18 protein-coding genes and 1 pseudogene are annotated in these 17,720 nt (G+C 68.6%); 10 read left to right on the top strand and 9 right to left on the bottom strand.

Going from position 1 to position 17,720, the window contains the following annotated elements:
- Window positions 1-6 precede the first annotated feature (6 nt).
- Together glnE and JJB11_RS06725 are read left to right on the top strand one after the other, a co-directional pair.
- Entirely contained in the window at window positions 7-2,805 is a 2,799-nt protein-coding gene (gene glnE, locus JJB11_RS06730) for a bifunctional [glutamate--ammonia ligase]-adenylyl-L-tyrosine phosphorylase/[glutamate--ammonia-ligase] adenylyltransferase (RefSeq protein ID WP_242528868.1), read from the top strand.
- A 16-nt stretch (window positions 2,806-2,821) separates the two neighbouring features.
- Window positions 2,822-3,079 (top strand): annotated as a pseudogene (locus tag JJB11_RS06725) (efflux RND transporter permease subunit); the annotation flags it as partial.
- Between the two features lie 193 nt (window positions 3,080-3,272).
- Here the strand turns inward: JJB11_RS06725 and rfaE2 are convergent.
- Together rfaE2 and JJB11_RS06715 are read right to left on the bottom strand one after the other, a co-directional pair.
- Window positions 3,273-3,701 (bottom strand): D-glycero-beta-D-manno-heptose 1-phosphate adenylyltransferase, encoded by a 429-nt coding sequence (gene rfaE2, locus JJB11_RS06720; RefSeq protein ID WP_201169035.1) that lies wholly within the window; start codon window positions 3,699-3,701, stop codon window positions 3,273-3,275.
- A gap of 85 nt (window positions 3,702-3,786) precedes the next feature.
- Window positions 3,787-4,644, bottom strand: coding sequence for a ferritin family protein (locus JJB11_RS06715; protein WP_201169032.1), 858 nt, complete (start codon window positions 4,642-4,644; stop codon window positions 3,787-3,789).
- Between the two features lie 169 nt (window positions 4,645-4,813).
- Between JJB11_RS06715 and JJB11_RS06710 the strand changes: the two genes are divergently transcribed.
- A complete protein-coding gene (locus JJB11_RS06710) occupies window positions 4,814-5,398 on the top strand; it encodes a glutathione peroxidase (RefSeq protein ID WP_201167518.1) in 585 nt (194 codons plus the stop codon).
- Between the two features lie 302 nt (window positions 5,399-5,700).
- Here the strand turns inward: JJB11_RS06710 and JJB11_RS06705 are convergent, their stop codons facing one another.
- Complete coding sequence (locus JJB11_RS06705) at window positions 5,701-6,315, bottom strand: glutathione S-transferase N-terminal domain-containing protein (protein ID WP_201167515.1); 615 nt, start codon at window positions 6,313-6,315, stop codon at window positions 5,701-5,703.
- 135 nt (window positions 6,316-6,450) lie between these two features.
- Between JJB11_RS06705 and purB the strand changes: the two genes are divergently transcribed.
- Window positions 6,451-7,830, top strand: coding sequence for an adenylosuccinate lyase (purB, locus tag JJB11_RS06700; RefSeq protein WP_201167512.1), 1,380 nt, complete (start codon window positions 6,451-6,453; stop codon window positions 7,828-7,830).
- Between the two features lie 8 nt (window positions 7,831-7,838).
- Entirely contained in the window at window positions 7,839-8,399 is a 561-nt protein-coding gene (locus JJB11_RS06695) for a YaeQ family protein (RefSeq protein ID WP_201167509.1), read from the top strand.
- 31 nt (window positions 8,400-8,430) lie between these two features.
- On the opposite strand, the gene JJB11_RS06690 is transcribed toward JJB11_RS06695, so the two are convergent.
- Window positions 8,431-8,733: a putative signal transducing protein gene (locus JJB11_RS06690; protein ID WP_201167506.1), complete on the bottom strand. Its 303-nt coding sequence runs from the start codon at window positions 8,731-8,733 to the stop codon at window positions 8,431-8,433.
- 2 nt (window positions 8,734-8,735) lie between these two features.
- Window positions 8,736-9,161 carry a DUF3717 domain-containing protein gene (locus tag JJB11_RS06685; protein ID WP_201167503.1) on the bottom strand — a complete coding sequence of 142 codons (426 nt, stop codon included), beginning with the start codon at window positions 9,159-9,161 and terminating at the stop codon, window positions 8,736-8,738.
- Between the two features lie 177 nt (window positions 9,162-9,338).
- Between JJB11_RS06685 and JJB11_RS06680 the strand changes: the two genes are divergently transcribed.
- Together JJB11_RS06680 and JJB11_RS06675 are read left to right on the top strand one after the other, a co-directional pair.
- A complete protein-coding gene (locus tag JJB11_RS06680) occupies window positions 9,339-9,749 on the top strand; it encodes a hypothetical protein (RefSeq protein WP_201167500.1) in 411 nt (136 codons plus the stop codon).
- A gap of 34 nt (window positions 9,750-9,783) precedes the next feature.
- A complete protein-coding gene (locus JJB11_RS06675) occupies window positions 9,784-10,137 on the top strand; it encodes a phage holin family protein (RefSeq protein WP_201169024.1) in 354 nt (117 codons plus the stop codon).
- On the opposite strand, the gene JJB11_RS06670 is transcribed toward JJB11_RS06675, so the two are convergent.
- Both JJB11_RS06670 and tfpZ read right to left on the bottom strand, forming a co-directional pair.
- On the bottom strand, window positions 10,105-11,541 hold the full coding sequence (locus JJB11_RS06670; RefSeq protein ID WP_201169029.1) for a M48 family metalloprotease: 1,437 nt from the start codon (window positions 11,539-11,541) through the stop codon (window positions 10,105-10,107). The two genes, JJB11_RS06675 and JJB11_RS06670, sit on opposite strands and share 33 nt — an antisense overlap.
- A 62-nt stretch (window positions 11,542-11,603) precedes the next feature.
- A complete protein-coding gene (tfpZ, locus tag JJB11_RS06665; RefSeq protein ID WP_201167497.1) occupies window positions 11,604-12,401 on the bottom strand; it encodes a TfpX/TfpZ family type IV pilin accessory protein in 798 nt (265 codons plus the stop codon).
- On the opposite strand from tfpZ, the gene moaC reads away from it, so the two are divergent.
- The gene (moaC, locus tag JJB11_RS06660; protein ID WP_201167493.1) at window positions 12,400-12,888 is read left to right on the top strand and encodes a cyclic pyranopterin monophosphate synthase MoaC; all 489 of its coding nucleotides are present in this window, start codon (window positions 12,400-12,402) and stop codon (window positions 12,886-12,888) included. The two genes, tfpZ and moaC, sit on opposite strands and share 2 nt — an antisense overlap.
- Here moaC and JJB11_RS06655 read toward each other — a convergent pair.
- Both JJB11_RS06655 and JJB11_RS06650 read right to left on the bottom strand, forming a co-directional pair.
- The gene (locus tag JJB11_RS06655; protein ID WP_201167490.1) at window positions 12,885-14,471 is read right to left on the bottom strand and encodes a PglL family O-oligosaccharyltransferase; all 1,587 of its coding nucleotides are present in this window, start codon (window positions 14,469-14,471) and stop codon (window positions 12,885-12,887) included. The genes moaC and JJB11_RS06655 overlap by 4 nt on opposite strands.
- A gap of 35 nt (window positions 14,472-14,506) precedes the next feature.
- Window positions 14,507-15,640, bottom strand: a complete 1,134-nt coding sequence (locus JJB11_RS06650; RefSeq protein ID WP_201167487.1) for a glycosyltransferase family 9 protein — start codon at window positions 15,638-15,640, stop codon at window positions 14,507-14,509.
- A 305-nt stretch (window positions 15,641-15,945) separates the two neighbouring features.
- Here JJB11_RS06650 and JJB11_RS06645 point away from each other — a divergent pair, with 305 nt between their 5' ends.
- Both JJB11_RS06645 and JJB11_RS06640 read left to right on the top strand, forming a co-directional pair.
- Window positions 15,946-16,965 carry a glycosyltransferase family 9 protein gene (locus JJB11_RS06645; protein ID WP_201167484.1) on the top strand — a complete coding sequence of 340 codons (1,020 nt, stop codon included), beginning with the start codon at window positions 15,946-15,948 and terminating at the stop codon, window positions 16,963-16,965.
- A gap of 31 nt (window positions 16,966-16,996) precedes the next feature.
- A complete protein-coding gene (locus JJB11_RS06640; protein ID WP_201167481.1) occupies window positions 16,997-17,689 on the top strand; it encodes a class I SAM-dependent methyltransferase in 693 nt (230 codons plus the stop codon).
- Window positions 17,690-17,720: the final 31 nt, after the last annotated feature.

The following is a 17,720-nucleotide window of genomic DNA, read 5'->3' as shown; positions in this document are numbered from 1 at the left end:
GGAATTATGACCCTCGGCGCCGCGCTGGGTTCGCCGCCAATGCAGGGCGAAGCCCCCGTCGATGGGGGGGCCGGCGCCGCAGGCAGCGCCGGCAGCGAACCCACTTCGCTGTCCGGGCAATCGCGCTTCGTGCAGCGGCTGCGCCGGCGCTACGCCGAGGAACTGACGCTGCTCGCCCCCGGGGCTCCGACCCCGGACACCATGCGGGCCGCCTACGAAGCGCTGCGGGCGCGTGGACATGCCGTATCGGCGGCGCTGCGCATCATGCGCCAGCTGGTGCTGGAGCGACTGGTCGTGCTCGATTGCGACGAACGGGCGCCGCTGGCCACCGTGACGACCGCCATGACCTGCCTGGCGGAGCTCGCGCTGGACATCGCATGCGGCCAGGCCTTTGCCGACCTCGACCAGTTGCACGGTGCGCCGCTGACCCCCGAGGGAGCGCGTGCGCAGCTGTGGGTGATCGGCATGGGCAAGCTGGGCGCGCGCGAGCTCAATGTGTCCAGCGACATCGACCTGGTCTACGTGTACGACCAGGACGGCGAGACCGCCGGCACCGCGCAGGGACGCGGCCGCATCACGAACCATGAATATTTCGCGAAGGCGGTGAAGACCGTCTTCGGGCTGATCGGCGACGTGACCGAGCACGGCTTCGTGTTCCGCGTCGACCTGGCCCTGCGCCCGAACGGCAATTCCGGCCCGTCGGCGGTGTCGCTGGGCGCGCTGGAGGACTACCTGCAGGTGCAGGGCCGCGAATGGGAGCGCTTTGCCTGGATGAAGAGCCGTGTCGTCGCCCCGCGCAGCTGCGTGAACGACGGTTCGGCCCAGGCCCTGCGCGCGGTGGTGCTGCCCTTCGTGTTCCGCCGCTACCTGGACTACGCGGTATTCGAGGCGCTGCGCACGCTGCACCGCCAGATTCGGGAACACGCGGCGCGGCGCGCGGCGGGCCGGCCCGAGCGCGCCAACGACGTGAAGCTGTCGCGCGGCGGGATCCGCGAGATCGAGTTCATCGTGCAGTTGCTGCAGGTCGTGCGCGGCGGCCAGTTCCCCGAACTGCGCACGCGGCCGACGTTGCAGGCGCTGGAACGGCTCGCGGTTGCCGGGCTCGTGTCCGAGCAGACCGCGCAGGCCCTGGCCGATGCGTACACCTTCCTGCGCCGGGTCGAGCACCGCATCCAGTACCTGGACGACCAGCAGACGCACGTGCTGCCCATGGGCTGCCGCGACGACGACGACGGCTCCGACCTGTCCTGGATCGCCCACACCATGGGCTACGCGGACTGTTGTCCGTTCCTGCACGAACTGGACGGCCATCGCGAGTTCGTCGCGAACGAGTTCGACCGGCTGCTGGGCGGCAACGTGGAGTGCAAGGGCTGCAACGGCAAGAACGGCAAGGCGGCGCCTCCGGATCTCGACGCGCTGATCGAAACCCTGCCCGCGCAGTTGCAGGTGCGCATCGAGCGCTGGCGCCAGCACCCGCGCGTGCTGGCCTTGCGTGACGACGCCCGCCAGCGGCTGGCGCGCCTGCTGGGCCGCACGGCCCAGTGGCTGCGCGAGGGCCGCGTCACCGAGGAAGCGGCGGTGCGCATGGCCGACTGGATCGAGCCGCTGCTGCGTAGGGAAAGCTACCTGGCGCTGCTGTGGGAACGTCCCGGCGTGCACGAACGGCTGCTGCGCGTCCTGGGCGCCGCGCGCTGGCCGGCGCGCTACCTGCTGCAGCATCCGGGCGTGATCGACGAACTGGCGAGCGACGGGCTGTTGAAGGAACGCTTCAGTGCCGACGACTTCGAGCGCGAGCTGGAACACCGGCGGCGTTCCGTCACCATCACGGGCGAGGACGACGACGAGACGATGCTGAACCTGCTGCGGCGCGCCCACCACGCCGAACTGTTCCGCACGCTCGCGCGCGACGTCGAAGGCGCACTCAGCGTGGAGCAGGTGGCGGACGAACTGAGCGCGCTGGCGGACAGCACCCTGCGGGTCACCGCCCGCTGGTGCTGGGACCGGCTGAAGCAGCGCCACCGCGAGCAGCCCTGCTTCGCGATCCTGGGTTACGGCAAGCTCGGCGGCAAGGAGCTGGGCTACGGCAGCGACCTGGACATCGTGTTCGTCTACGAGGACGAGGACGAGCGCGCGCCCGAGATCTACGCGGCCTACGTGCGCAAGATCATCAACTGGCTGTCCACCAAGACGGCCGAGGGCGACCTGTTCGAGATCGACACCGCCTTGCGCCCGAATGGCAACTCCGGCCTGCTGGTGACGACCTTCCACGCCTACGCCAATTACCAGGAAGGCCGCGGCAGCAACACCGCGTGGACCTGGGAGCACCAGGCGATGACGCGCGCGCGCTTCGTCACCGGGCTCGAGTCCTTGCGACCGCGCTTCGACGCGGTGCGCGAGAACGTGATCACCGCACAGCGTGACGTGGCGGCGCTGAAGCGCGAGATCGTCGCGATGCGCGAGAAGGTGCGCAGCGCCCGGCCGGTCAAGGCGGGCCGCTTCGACCTGAAGCACAGCCCGGGCGGCATGGTGGATGCGGAGTTCGCCGTGCAGTTCCTGGTGCTGTCGCAGTCGCGCCGCCATCCGGAGCTGATCCCCAACGTGGGCAACATCGCGCTGCTGCAGCGCGCCGAAGCGGCGGGACTGCTGCCGGCCAGCGTCGGGCAGGCGGCGGCTTCGGCCTATCGCGAGCTGCGCCGCCACCAGCACCACGCCCGACTGAACGAAGAGGCCACGCAGGTGCCGGCCGACCAGCTCATCACCGAGCGGGACGCCATCCTCGCGCTCTGGCGGCACGTGTTCGGCTGACGCTCGTTGCACCTGCGGGGACGCCGAGATGATGGGCGAGCTGTTCGCGAGCTTCGGGCTGGCGATGCTCACCGGCGTGCTTCTGCATCTACATCGTGCTGGTGCTGCCGTTCAAGGACTTCCTGCACCCGCTCACCATCCTGAGCGCGCTGCCGCCGGGCCCGGGCGGCGCTTCGTCGGACTGCCGATCGCGCAGAAAAGCTTTTCGATGCCTTCGCTGATCGGGCTGATCATGCTCATGGGCATGGCGACGAAGAACTCGATCCTGCTGGTGGTGCCGGTGGTGTTCGAGTCCGTGGACGACACCGAGCACTTCCTGCGCCGCCGGCACGCACAGCGCAAGCGCAAGCCGGCCAGTACCGATGCGCACGGTGCGCCCTCGCGGCCCGCGTAGGAAGATCGGGCGAAGCTGCAGGTTCTTGCGGGAAGGGGGCGGGACGCCCCAGCCGGCGCCGTCCGCGCGGCGCTCAGGATCCGCCGCGGATCCGCTCCACCAGGCGCGTCGTCGAATACCCGTCGACGAAGGGAATCGCGAGCGCGCGGCCGCCGTAGCCCTCCACCAGCGCCGTCTCCGCCAGCTTGCGCATGTCGTAGTCGCCGCCCTTGACGTACACCTGCGGCTTCAATTCGGCCAGCAACTGCACCGGCGTGTCCTCGTCGAAGAAGGTGACCATGCCGACGGCTTCGAGCGCCGCGATCACGACGGCGCGATCGGCTTCTGTGTTCAGTGGCCGGTCCGGGCCCTTGCCGAGCCGGCGAGCCGACGCGTCGGTGTTCAGCGCGACGACCAGGCTGCCGCCCTGCGCGCGCGCCTGCGCGAGGTAGGTGACGTGTCCCCGGTGCAGCACGTCGAACACGCCATTGGTGAACACCACCGGTGCGGGCAGGTGCTTCATGCGCTCGGCGGCCTCGCGCCGGCCGACGATCTTGGCGAGAAAGGCCGGCTCGCTCACGCGACCACCCGCGCGCACCGCGCCGCGATCACGCGGCGTTCGGCACCGCGCCGCCGGCGAGGCCGGCCTGCAGTTCCTTGCGGTAGCGATTGAGGTCCTGCACGCTCTTGAAGCTGCGGTCCATCAGCAGACTCAGGTTGTGCAGGATGCGTTCGACCACCTTGTTCTCCCACACCGCATCGAAGTCGATCTGCTTGTCCAGCCAGTGCTCCAGCCACTCGGGATTGGGCAGCCGCGACTGGATGGTGTCGCGCGGGAACAGGGACTTGTTGACGTGCAGGTTGGTCGGGTGCAAAGCCTGCGCGGTGCGGCGGGCGCTGGCCATGAGCACGCCCACCTTCGCGAACGCGGCCTTGGCATCGACGCCGAACTTGCCGATCGCCCGCTTCATGTAGCGCAGGTAGGCGCCGCCGTGGCGGGCCTCGTCCTGGCTCAGCGTCTGGTAGATGTGCTTGATCACCGGCTCGCTGTGCCATTCCGCGGCACGCCGGTACCAGTGGTTCAGGCGAATCTCGCCGCAGAAGTGCAGCATCAGCGTTTCCAGCGCGGGAGCCGGTTCGAATTCGAAGCGCACCTCGTGCAGTTCCTGCTCGGAGGGCACCAGGTCGGGACGGAAGCGGCGCAGGTATTCCATCAGCACCAGCGAGTGCTTCTGCTCCTCGAAGAACCAGATCGACATGAACGCGGAGAAGTCGCTGTCGTTGCGGTTGTCGCGCAGGAACATCTCCGTCGCGGGCAGCGCGGCCCACTCGGTGATCGCATTCATCTTGATCGTCTGCGCCTGCTCTTCGGAAAGCCGGGAGCCGTCGAACTGGTCCCACGGGATGTCCTTGTCCATGTCCCAGCGGACGGACTCGAGTTGCTTGAACAGTTCGGGATAGAGCATGGCGGCAGACATTGGTACAACCGGGATTCTAGGCGGCGGGGGCCGGTCGTGCTCGGCTGCGGGCCGCCGCCTGGGCCTGCGTGGGGCGATCCGTGACGGCCTGCACGTCCGCGCGGTCTTTCCGGGCGCCCCGGGCAAGGACGTTGCCGCAGGGCCACCATCCCGTTTCATGAAGAACCTGCTCGCTCCCTGGATCGCTGCCGCCGCCGTCGCCTGCGCCTGCGCGGCCACTCCCGCAGCGGCGCAGCCCGCGCAGCCGGCGGCGCCCACTGCCTGCCCCGTCCTGCTGCAGCACACCTTCCCGCGCCTGCAGGACGAGAAGCCGCAATCCCTTTGCCAGTACAGCGGCCAGGTGCTGCTGGTGGTGAACACGGCCAGCTACTGCGGCTTCACGCCGCAGTACAAGGGCCTGGAAGCACTCCATGCGAAGTACCGCGGCCGCGGCTTCGCGGTCCTGGGCTTCCCCTCCAACGACTTCAACCAGGAGAAGGGCAGCAACAAGGAGGTCGCCGACTTCTGCGAGAACACCTTCGGCGTGCAGTTCCCCATGTTCGGCATCAGCGCGGTCCGGGGGCACGATGCGAACCCGCTGTTCCGCACGCTGGCGCAGCAGACCGGCCGCGCGCCTCTGTGGAATTTCTACAAGTACCTGGTCGGGCGGGATGGCAAGGTGGTCGCCCAGTACTCGAGCCTCACCACGCCGGACGACGCGGCGCTGGTGCACGCGATCGAGGAGCAGCTCGCCAGGCGCTGAGCCACCCGGGCGGCCGATTCACAAAAATTTACCGTCCGGATCGGCTTGGCTCGGGAACCGGAGCCGCCACAGCCGGGTCCATCCCGGCACAGAGGCAGGGAACACCGATTTTTGCTGCTGCGAAGCCGTCCGGCCCACGGGTACAGGATGCAATCCCGAGGCGACTCTTCTCCTCCTCCCTCCCTCCCTCTTCGTTTCGGGGCGCTTCGCAGCATTTTTCTCCCGCGCCAAACGGCGGCGAGCCTGACCAGGCCCGCCGCCGTTGCGCTTTCTGCGCGCCGCTGGCGAAGGAAGGGGCCGGCTCAGCCCGGCACGGTATCGGCGAAGCTCGGGCGCTGCATCAGCTTGTCCTGCAGCTTCGAGAGATTGGGGTAGGTCGTGCGCCAGTCGATCTCGGGGAAGCGGAAATCCAGGTAGCCGAGCGCGCATCCGACGGCGATGTCCGCCAGGCTGAGGTAGATGCCGGCGCAGAAGGGCTTCTCGCCCAGCCCCTGGCTCATCGCCTTGAGGCTCGCCTGCGCCTTGCCGACCTGCCGGTCGATCCAGGCCTGGGAGCGTTGCTCCTTCGGGCGACCGCCCCAGTGCGACTCCAGGCGCGCGAGCACCAGCGCCTCCAGCACACCGTCGGCGAGCGCCTCCCAGGTCTTCACCTCCGCGCGCTCGCGGCCCATGGCGGGAATCAGCTTGCCCACCGGGGAGAGCGTGTCGAGGTATTCGACGATCACGCGCGAGTCGAACAGGGCCTCGCCGCCTTCCATGACCAGGCAGGGCACCTTGCCGAGGGGGTTGGACTGCGCGATCGTGGTGTCGGCCGACCAGACGTCCTCCTCGACGAACTGGTAATCCAGCTTCTTCTCGGCCATCACGACGCGCACTTTGCGCACGAACGGGCTGCTGGTGGATCCGATCAACTTCATGTTCGTTGCCGTGTTCGAGTTCTGCGGGGGGAGGGGGACGGAATCATTCTAGGGGAAGAGATTTTCACCGCTGTCGTGCACCTGCGACATGGCCCCGGGGAAAAGGCCCCGCACCGCGCCGCCTACAATTCGGGCATGCCCCTCACCCCGATTTCCGCGCTGTCGCCCCTGGACGGCCGCTACGCCACGCGGCTGGCCGCACTGCGGCCGCTGATGAGCGAGCAGGGGTACATGCACCGCCGCGTACAGGTGGAAGTGTGCTGGTTCATCGCGCTGTCCGACGCCGGCTTCGCCGAGTTCAAGCCGCTCTCGCCCGGCGCACGCACCTACCTGCTTGGGCTGGTCAAGAATTTCTCCGAGGCGGATGCCGCCGCGATCAAGGAAATCGAGAAGACCACCAACCACGACGTGAAGGCGGTCGAGTACTGGATCAAGTCCAAGTTCGAGGCGCGCCCCGAGCTGCGCGCCGCCAGCGAGTTCGTGCACTTCGCCTGCACCAGCGAGGACATCAACAACACCAGCCATGCCTTGCAGCTGAAGGCGGCGCGCGAGCAGGTGCTGCTGCCCGCGCTGGATGCGACGATCGAGAAGCTGCGCTCGCTGGCCCACGAGTACGCCGCGGTGCCGATGCTCAGCCGCACGCACGGCCAGACCGCCAGCCCCACCACGGTGGGCAAGGAGATCGCGAACGTCGTGGTCCGCCTCGCGGGTGCGCGCGAGCGCATTGCCGGCGTGAAGCTGATGGCCAAGATGAACGGTGCGGTCGGCAACTACAACGCCCACCTCGCCGCCTGGCCCGATTTCGACTGGGAGGCGTTCAGCCGCAAGGTGGTCGAGTCGCCCGAGCCCCTGGGCCTCGGCCTGACTTTCCAGCCGTACAGCATCCAGATCGAGCCGCACGACTACATGGCGGAGCTGTTCGACGCGATCGCGCGTGCCAACACCATCCTGGTGGACTGGTGCCGCGACGCCTGGGGGTACATCAGCCTGGGCTACTTCAAGCAAAGGCTGCGCGAAGGCGAGATCGGCTCCTCGACGATGCCGCACAAGGTGAACCCCATCGACTTCGAGAACGCCGAGGGCAATCTCGGGTTGGCGAACGCGCTGCTGCGGCACCTCTCGGAAAAGCTGCCGATCTCGCGCTGGCAGCGTGACCTGACCGACTCCACGGTGCTGCGCAACATGGGCGTGGCCCTCGGCTACGCCGCGCTCGCATATCACGCGCTCGGGGTCGGCCTGTCCAAGCTGGAACTGAACGAGGAGGCGCTGCGCGACGACCTCGACGCCGCCTGGGAAGTGCTGGCCGAACCGATCCAGACCGTGATGCGCCGCTACGGCGTGCACGGCGCCTACGAGAGGCTGAAGGAAGTCACGCGGGGCAAGACGGTCGCGCCCGAGGACCTGCACGCCCTCATCCGCTCGCTCGCGATCCCCGAGCCCGAGAAGGAGCGCCTGCTCGCAATGACGCCCGCCGCGTACATCGGCAAGGCGGCGGAACTCGCACGCCGCTGCTGAAGGACCCCTTGGCCCTCAAGTCCACCGTCTTCAAGGTGCAGCTCGCCGTGGCCGACATCGACCACGGCTACTATGCCGACCACGCCCTCACCCTGGCGCGCCACCCCAGCGAGACCGACGAACGCATGATGGTGCGGCTGGCGGCCCTGGCCTTGCAGGCCCACACCTTGCAGACCGTCTGCGGCGGCGACGGCACGCTAGCCTTCGGCAAGGGCCTGTCCGACCCCGACGAGCCCGATGCGTGGCTGCGCGACTTCACCGGCGCCACGCGCCTGTGGATCGAAGTCGGCCAACCCGACGAAGTCGCGATCGCCAAGGCGTGCCGGCAATCGGACCAGGTGGCGGTCTACCCGTTCCACCACGCGGCGGAAGTCTGGTGGCGCGGCATCGAGACGAAGCTCACCCGCCTGCAGAACCTGTCGGTGTGGCGCATTCCCAGCGACGCCTCCAAGGCGCTGGAAGCGCTGGCGCAGCGCTCGATGCAGTTGCAGGCGACCATCCAGGAAGGCACGCTGATGCTGGGCGACGGCGCGCGGCACGTCGACATCGAGCCGATCCGCTGGAAGTGAGCCGGCGCGCGCGCGCCTTGCAGGCGGCGCGTCAGGACGGCATCGCCCGGCCGCAGTTCCAGCAGGACTCGAAGCCGCCTTCGACCAGCTCGCCGCAGCCGCAGTGCCAGCGCCGCTGCGGCAGCGCCAGCAGTTCATCGAGCAGCGCGCGGGCGCGCGCCCACTGCTCGTCGTGCGTGATCCAGATCTCCGGCAGGCACTGATCGGGCGGAATTTCGCCGGCGACGCTGCCCAGGAACTGGCGCTGCACGCTGGCGGCGATGCCCTCCTCTTGCAACAGGTCCGCCCAGAGCGTCGCGATGGCGAGATTGGGAGCCTGGCGCAGCCGGCGCACGGCTAGTTCTGCCCGCGCTCGGCGGCGGCGCTCGCGCGTTCGACGTAGCGGTTGAAGCGCCAGGCGTCGCCCTGCAGCGTGATGCGCCGCCAGACCTGCCGCTTCTGCGCCGGGCTCATCTCGGTCCAGCGCTGCACCTCCTCGAACCTGCGGCCGCAGCCCTTGCACTGGGCGTCGCCCTGGCTGGTGGAGCAGATCGCGATGCAGGGCGTGTCGGGCTGGCTGTCGTACCAGGCCTTCCACGCGGCATAGGCAGCCGGCGGGAAGCTGCGCTCGTCGGCCTCGTCCTCGCGGTAGTACACCATCAGCGCATACACCTCCGCCAACGCGCGCAGCTCGGGCGGCAGGCTCACGCCGTCGGGCGATGGCTTGCGCTCGCGCCAGAAATTGATGGCGGCTTCGATGTCGGTGATGTGGATGCCGGCCATGGGACTGCGGGAAGACGGCGGATGGGCATCATAGCCCCGCAGCCCGCTGCGCCAGGTATCCGGGCGGAGGCGGAGCACTTATGCTGGAGGCGCGGGGCGTGCGGGCGGCCGGCTGGCGCGCCGGCCACCGGCGGCGCAGCGCCGCGCCGCGGTAGACAAGGCAAGGAGAAAGAGCCCATGCAGAAGGTCATCGTGTACCTGGACGATCCCGGCTATGCCCGGCAGCGGCTGGCGGGCGCGGGCGGTCCCGGCACGCACTGGGTGCTGGTCGCGTGCGCGCCGCGGATGACGCAACGCATCAGCAAGTGGGTGAGCCACTCCGCGCGCGAGAACTGGCGCACCCGGTGGGCGAGCAAGCTGTTCCAGCAGCTCGTGCCTTTCCTGGAGGGCCGGGGCGACGAGGTGACGCCGGTGCTGGCCCGCGGGCCGCTGCCCGAGCTCACGCGCGCGCTGATGGCGCAGCACCAGACCGAGAGCGTGCTGGACGCGCGACGACCGCGGCAGGGCGGCCCCGGCGACCGCGGCCACTGGGCGCCGGGCGCCCTGATGGGACTGGGAGCGCTCCTGTTCCTCGCCTGCGACTTCTAGCGCAGCAGGGCGGGTGCTATGCTCCCCGCCCATGCTGAAGCTGATCGCGAAGTGGGTGCTGAGCGCCTCCGCGCTCCTGTTCGTGGCCTACGTCTACAACGGGGTCGAGGTGCGCAGCTTCGCCACCGCGATGGGCGCGGCGCTGGTCATCGGCCTGCTCAACGCCGTCGTGCGCCCGGTGCTGGTGGTGCTGACGCTGCCGGTCACGGTGCTGACGCTCGGCCTGTTCCTGTTCGTGATCAACGCCTTGATGTTCTGGGCCGCGTCCGCGTTGCTGGACGGCTTTGTCGTGCGCAGCTTCCTGGCCGCCCTGATCGGCTCGCTGCTGTACACCGCCATCGGAATGGTGATCGACTCAGCGCTCGAGCGACTGCTCGTGAAGAAGTGAAGCGACCTGGCGGGCCCGGGTGTCGATGATCGACGCCTCGATGTAGTCGGCGCCGGCCGTGCCCTTGCGCACCATGTCCTGCCCGGCCCGCAGGCGATCGAGCGCCGCCTGGTAATCCATCTGCGCGACGTGCGCTTCGGCGTCCGCTCGCACGGCGCGCAGTTGCTGTCCCTGGGCCTGGTACGCGGTGGCCAGCAATTGCCACGCGCTCGCGTCGCGCGGCCGCGTTGCCACCCAGGTCTGCAGGCGCTGCGCCACTTCCGACGCATGGCCCGTGTGCACCAGGGCGGGGGCCGCCAGGAACAGCTCGGGCCGGCCCGGGCTGGCGAAATCGACCAGGCGCAGCACCCCCGGCCAGTCCTGCCGGTCCTCGGCGACTTCGGCGGCGAGCAGTCGCGCGAGCCGCTGCGCGGCGGCGTCGCCGACCGCGACCGCTTCGAGGCGTGGCAGCAGTTGCTGGAAAGCGGCTGCATCGTGCACGCGCGCGGCGGCGAGGGTCCCCGCGTAAAGCACGTTGGCCTGGCGCGGGCGCGGCTGCGCTGCGAGGCTGGTCGCCTGGGCGTCGCTGACCAACGCGCGCAATGCATCGATGCCCGGATTGGAGATCACCTTGGCACGGCCAGCGATCATCGCGTGCTCCAGCGTCGTCGGCACGACCGCGCGCGGCACGAGCTCCTGGCGGGCCTGGATGTCGGCCGCGCGCTCCGTCGTCATGGGGTGGGTGCGCAGGTAGGGATAGGCGCCGTTGTCGTTGAGGCGCGAAGCCTGCTGCAGCTTGTCGAACATCGTGACGAAGCCTTGCGGGGCGAAGCCGGCGCCGGTCATCACGCCGAAGCCGATGCGGTCCGCCTCGCGCTCCATGTCGCGCGAGAAACTGAGCTGCTGCGCCATCGCCAGCCCTTGCGCGCCGGAGATCAGCGCACCTCCGGCCTGGCCGCTCTTGCCCGCGGCCAGCGCGCCCAGCAGCATGCCCGCGATCAGCAGGGGCGCCTGCTGCGACTGCTGCTCCATCATCCGCGAGATATGGCGCTGGGTGACGTGGCTCAGCTCATGCCCCAGCACGGATGCGAGTTCGTCACTGTTGGCGGTCACGGCGACCAGCCCCGAGTTGAGGCCCATCCAGCCACCGGGCAGAGCGAACGCGTTCACGGTGCGGTCCTTGCCGAGCATCACCTGCCACGCGAAGCGCTCGTCGAGTTCGGGGGTCAGCTCGCCGCGTCGGCGGGCGGAGTCCAGCAGGCGCTGCCAGATGCCCTGCACGTACTCGACGATCACCGGGTCGTCGATGTAGTCGGGGTCGCGGTACAGCTCGCGGGCGATGCGCTCGCCGATGCGCCGCTCGGCGTTCGTGCTGAGTTCGCCGTTGCCTCCGAGCTGCGGCAGTTGCGCGCGCACCGGCGCCATCGCGACCGAGACGGCCAGGACCGCAGCGGCGGCGGCGCGCCAGCGGGAACGGGAGAACAGGTTCAAAACGAATCCAGGGGCAGATATCCGATCACTTCGGCGGTGTTGGCATCCAGGAGCACGGTCCAGGCCTCGGCCGTACGCGCCACGAGGGGCAGGTAGGCCGCCGCGGCGGCCTCACGGCCGGAGCCCCGCAAGGCGGCGTCGATTTCGGCTGCGCGCTGGGGGAACCTCTGCTTGAGTTGCGTCGCGGGGCGCGCGGCCTGCAGCACCTCCGCCCGTCCGACCTCATACGGCTCCCAGAGTTCCGTGCGCGCGGCGAGCGGCACGCCCTGCAGCGCCTCCATCGTCATCGCTCCCTGCTCGGCCCCGTTGCGAAAGGGGCGCAGCGCCAGCAGCGTCGGTCCGCGCAGCGGCGCCAGCTCGATGCCCGGCGGCACCTTGTCTTCGAGCTCCCTCGGGATCTCCACGAGGTGCACGACGCGGAAGCGGTCGTATTCGAACACCATGTGCACGGGACGCGCGACGTGCACCGTCCACAGCCCGTAGCCCAGGCCCGCCAGCTGCAGCAGCCCGATGACCGCGAGGTCGCGACGCAGCATCGTCCAGCCCTTGCGCAGGTCGAACACCGCGAACGTGAGCAGGGGACCGAGCACCACGTCCACGGACACCACCAGCAGGAACAGCTCGCGCCCGCCGGAGATCTCGCGGTACGGATAGGGGTACCAGAGTGCGAAGACCAGGTAGGCCGAGAGTGCTGCGACCAGCAAGCTCAAGCCCAGGTGGACACCGGCCGCCCGCAGGCGGGAGCGCCACGCGAAGCTCGTATGATGGTCCAGAAGAAGCGATGGTTGCAGCATGACAGGATTCACCCATTTCGACGCGCAAGGACAGGCCCACATGGTCGATGTCGCCGGGAAGGCGGCCACGCATCGCGTGGCGGTCGCCGAGGGCCGCATCGAAATGCTACCCGCTACCCTGGCCTTGATCCAGAGCGGGTCGGCAAAGAAGGGTGACGTTTTGGGCGTGGCGCGCATCGCCGGCATCCAGGGCGCCAAGAAAACCAGCGACCTGATTCCCCTGTGCCACCCGCTTGCGCTCACGCGCGTGGCGCTGGACTTCGTCCTGCGTCCGGCCCAGGGCGCCGAACCGGCCGCGGTGGTGTGCACGGCCACCGTGGAGACCGTGGGACCGACGGGCGTGGAAATGGAAGCGCTCACCGCGGTGAACGTCGCCCTGCTCACGGTCTACGACATGTGCAAGGCGGTTGACCGCGGGATGACCATCACTGACGTGAAGCTGCTGGAAAAGCACGGAGGCAAGTCGGGGAGCTACGTGGCGTCCTAGCGCGCCACGTGCTGGCTGCGCCGCCAAGCCTCGTATTCCTGCGGAAAGGCCGCGCGGAAGCGCGCCAGCAGCAGCACGGCTTCGCGGTCGCGCCCGAGCAGCGTCGCACTCTCGATCGCGCGCTCGATCACCCGGGGCTCCGGGGAATAGTGCAGGACGTCCAGTGCCAGGGGATACAGCCGCTGCGCGTTGCCGCGGTCGGGCGTCGCCAGCGTGAGCTCCGCGAACCGCGCCTGGCCCGAGAACAACCAGGAACGGCGCACGACCGACAGCGTGTCGTCCGCCCAGAACGGCAAGCGCCGCTGCGGCTGCACGTAGATCTGGCTCACCCGCGCATAGTCCCACGCGGCATGGGCGGTGGCCGCGAGCAGCACCAGCGCGCCGGCGAGGGCGGTCCGCCGCGAAGAAGCGGCGGCGGCGGGCATCGATTCGCGCGCCAGCAGCCAGCCGAGGCTCGCGCCGAACGCGATCTGGAACGGTCCGTACCAGAGCGGGTACTCGAGCAGGCTGTGCAACAGGATCAGCGAAGCGATCGCCCAGGCGAGTTGCCGCATCGCGTCGGCCTCGCGCCAGGGGCGCTGCCGCCACGCCCACCACAGGCCGCCTGCGCACAGGAGCACCGCGGCGGGCACGCCCAGTTCGACCGCGAAGTGCAGCGGCAGGTTGTGCGCGTTGTCCAGGATGTCGCAGAAACGCGGTCCCGCGTACAGCGTGTCGAAGTGCGCGTAATCGAGTTCGCCCCAGCCCCAGCCCGCCAGCGGCTTCTGCGCGATCAGGTGCAGCACGTTGGACCACAGCACGAGACGGCTGCTGCAACCCGCGGCACCGCCGATGCGGCCCCACAGCGTGCGCGCCGGCATCGCACCAGTGGCGGCGTCCAGCGCGATCGGCAGCAGCACGGTGGCCACGAAATACGCAAGGGCGGCGACCGCGCACAGGCGCAGCCGCTCGCCGCGGCGCGGGTGCTTCCACGACGCTGCGAGCAGCGTCAGCACGAGGCCCTGGACCATGCCGGTGCGCGAGACGGAGGCGGCGCTGCCCGCAGCGAGCAGCACGAGCAAGGCGAGCGCGGCGCCGCGCGACAGCCGCAGAGTCCCGAACAGCACGATGGCCCCGCCGATCCAGCAGAGCGTGGCGTACTGGTTCGGCTGGCGCAGGTTGCCAAAGGCCTCGCCGGCCTCGGCCAGGTCGATCCACGGCGAGAACACGGAAGCCACGCCGAAGTACTGCACCAGCCCGAGCACTGCGCTGAGAGCGGCGGCCGCCAGGAAGCCCGCCTGCAGGCCGGCGCGCAGGTCCGGGTCCGGCGAGAAGCCGGCGGCCAGCGCGATCAGCAGGAGCCCCGCTGCAAGCATCACGACTTCCGGACGCAACGGCAGGTGCGCGAGCGCCGCCCACACGACGGTTGCGGCCATGGCGGCGAGCAGGCCACGCGGCATGCGCGGCCACCCCTGGCCGCCGGCGGAGGCCAGGATCCACAGGCCGATGCCGCAGAGCGCGCTCACCAGCCACGGCATCACGGAGGGGGAGGGGCCGCGGGCGAAGGGGTTCAGCCAGGGGAGGGCGGCGAGTGCCAGCGACAACGTGAAGCGCCGTGGACCAGCAAAGCGCGATCTTGTCACGCTGGGCTAGGCTCTTGCTGGAGTTGTAGCTGTTGCAAAACCGCCGCAAATACCTCATCGACGCTGATGCTCGCCATGCAATCGACCACTCCAGCGGGGTACTCGAAGCCAAGGCTTAGAAATTCTGCGCCCGTAGAGGGAGCCATCGCAATACTGCGGCGACCCGTTGGCCCCCAGCGTCGACGGCTCGTGGGTCCGTGCAGCGCCACGAGCGGGGTATCCAGGAGCGCTGCCAAGTGCATCACGCCCGTATTCACGGCCACCACCGCCGCAGCCCCTCGCAGCACGGCGGCTAGTTCTGCGAGCGACAGGCGGCCGGCTGCCGACCGAACCGGCAAACCCACTGCGCACGAACTGGCGAGTGCTTCGGCCTTCGGCTGGTCGGCAGGACTCCCCGTCACGTACACCGACAGACCCAAGTTGCACAACCGGCTAATCAGGTCAGCCCAAAGAGGCAGCGGCCATTCGCGCGAAGCATGCCGGAACCCGCTGGCCCAAGGATGCACGATCACATAGGGCGCAGACATTGCGAAGTAGGCTGGAGGCGGGCCTACCGGTCTCAGGGCGCGCTCGGGTGGGAGCGCAGCCACGCCAGGCAGAGGAGAAAGCAAACGCTGGAAATTCTCCACTTCGTGCGCAGCCGGGTCGTGCGGAATCGCCCTGTCGTATGCGTAGTGGCGGGTCTGGCCGGGTGTGGCAAAACCGATCGTGTACCGTGCCCGCGCAATGGCACACAAAAACGCATACCAACGCGGCCATTGTCCGATGTCGATCATCACGTCCACCGGGACGCTGCGGATCGCGGCAACCGCCTTTGTCGGCCGCGTCAGGGGCACTTCGACAACGCTCGAAATGCCTTCAAACAGTTGAAGAATGCCGCGGTTTCCTCGCGAAGCAAAGATGACGATCTCTGCATTCGGCATGGACTCACGGAGGCTCGCCACCAGCGAGCCCGCCAGCAGCGAGTCCCCGATGGTCTCGAACATCATCACGCCGAAGCGTCGAGGTGCATGCGGCAACGAACGACGTCGCCGGAACGTCCCCCACAGCGCCAGCACAGCCGTGCCCGCGGCCTGGTCGATTAATCTCGCCAACGCGCTCTCACGGACTCTGGGCAGGGACGACATCATGGCTGCTGCCGGATTGTGACAGCCGGGCCCGGCGAAAGCGTATGGGGAGCGGCAGACGACGGAACGGGCCGATGGGGGTCGCTCCAGCAAGTTGGGCACTGGGAGACGTGGTCATGAGCGTGCAACTGGTGCGCCAACTCCGCCGTCATCGGAACCCGCAGCTCGATCTGGGACCCGCCCTGTTCCGTGAGCCATTCGTGCGCATAAGCGACACGGCGGTCGGGCGAGTGCAGTGGCTCGGAGCGCATCGGGCAAGATGCTACCCCAGCGCATCGCTATAGTTGCGCGAGGAGGACGAGCGCCGGATGAAAGTGCTGCTGTGGAAGATCGGCGCGCTGGGGGACGTCGTCATGACGACGCCACTGGTGCGGCAGCTTCGCCGGAATCTGCCGGATGCGCAGATCGACTATCTCGTCGGCCGGTCGTTCCGGGCAGTGCTGGATGGCAACCCTCACCTGGATCGCGTCCTGGATTTCGACGAGTCGGTCCTCTTCGACGGACGTCTCTCGGCACTCGGCCACATTCGGGCCAGGCTGCGCGGCTATGACGCGGTCTACGTACTCGATAAGCACTGGATTTTCACTTGGCTGGCCTTATGCGCGGGCATTCCCCGCCGCATCGGCTTTGCGCGCCGGGCGGTCGAAGGATTGCCTCATACCACACGCGTTCACGTGGGACCGCTTCGTCACGAGGTCCACTATTACCTCGACCTGCTCGAGGCCGAGGGACTGGCCGTCGATCGCGACGATCTCGCACTGGAGCTGCCGCCGATGCAGCCCTTCGACTTGGCTGGTCCCTATGTCGTGGCCGTCAACGCCGGCGGCAACAACCCCGGTGAGGCCTCGGCGGTACGGCAAATGCCCGAGCACCTGTTCGGCGCGCTCGTCCGCCAACTAGCTTCCAAGGCGCGCGTCGTGTTCCTCGGTTCCCAGCAGGAGAGACCTTATTACGAGTCGTTCGCACGCGCACATTCCGCATTCAATTTGTGCGGAAGAACGACACTCCAGCAAACGTGGGATGTCCTCGCACGTGCCGACAGCGTCTACACCACAGACACCGGTCTCATGCACATGGCGGCCGCCGTCAACAGCAACGTTGTGGCGATCTTCGGCCCCACCCACCCTCTGCGCAAGTGCCCCGTCGGTGCGCGCTGGGTGTGGCGCGCCGAACATCTGTACGACCACCGTTATGAGCTATATGGGCGCGTTCCAGACGGGCGTTTCTTCGATGGCATGCGGCCGGAAGACATCCTGAACGCAGGCGAGCGTGATATATCCGGCGCTGGCGCTTCGTCTTGGATTCCCCTGCACCAACGGCCCACATAATGAGGACTCGTCCCTTGATTTGCTCTGGCGAATGAATCTGAAACGTCCGCTCGGTACTCGGTTGCGCCACGTGCTCGTTGTGACCTTGCGCCCGCGCGGGAAGCTCGCTTTTCTCCGCTCGTTGCCTCCCGGGGCACACGTGCTGGATGTAGGCTGCGGGAACAATTCGCCGCGGGACGCCAAGATCCTGCGGCCGGACCTCGTCTATCACGGCCTGGATGTGAGCGACTACAACCAGGGTGACTCCTTGCGGTATGCGGACACCTACAAGGTCGTCGCATCCGCGGATTTCGCGGGCGCCATCCGGCACTTCGAAGGGCAGGTTGACGCCGTGGTGTCTTCGCACAACCTTGAACACTGCGAGGACCCGGATGGCGTGTTGAAGGCCATGGCCGCGGCCCTCCGGCCCGGGGGCTGCCTGTACCTCGCATTTCCCTGCGAAGCAAGCGTACGATTTCCACGTCGTCGCGGCACCCTGAATTTCTTCGACGACAACACGCATCGGGAGGTTCCTTCCTGGTCGGCGGTGGTGTCAGAGCTGATCGCATCGGGGCTGCAGACCGACATCGCCTGTCCTCGCTACCGTCCGTTCGTCTTGGCGACGATGGGCCTGCTGCTCGAGCCGGCCAGCTGGTTGGCTGGGCGAAATCTGCCCGGCGCGACCTGGGCACTCTATGGCTTCGAATCCATCATCTGGGGATCGCAACCCATGGCCAAAGGGTGACCTGCGCACCCAGCCTGCACTGGAGCATCGA

This window comes from Ramlibacter ginsenosidimutans, assembly GCF_016654015.1.
Lineage (GTDB): Bacteria > Pseudomonadota > Gammaproteobacteria > Burkholderiales > Burkholderiaceae_C > Ramlibacter > Ramlibacter ginsenosidimutans.
This window is presented reverse-complemented; position numbering and strand designations above follow the sequence as displayed.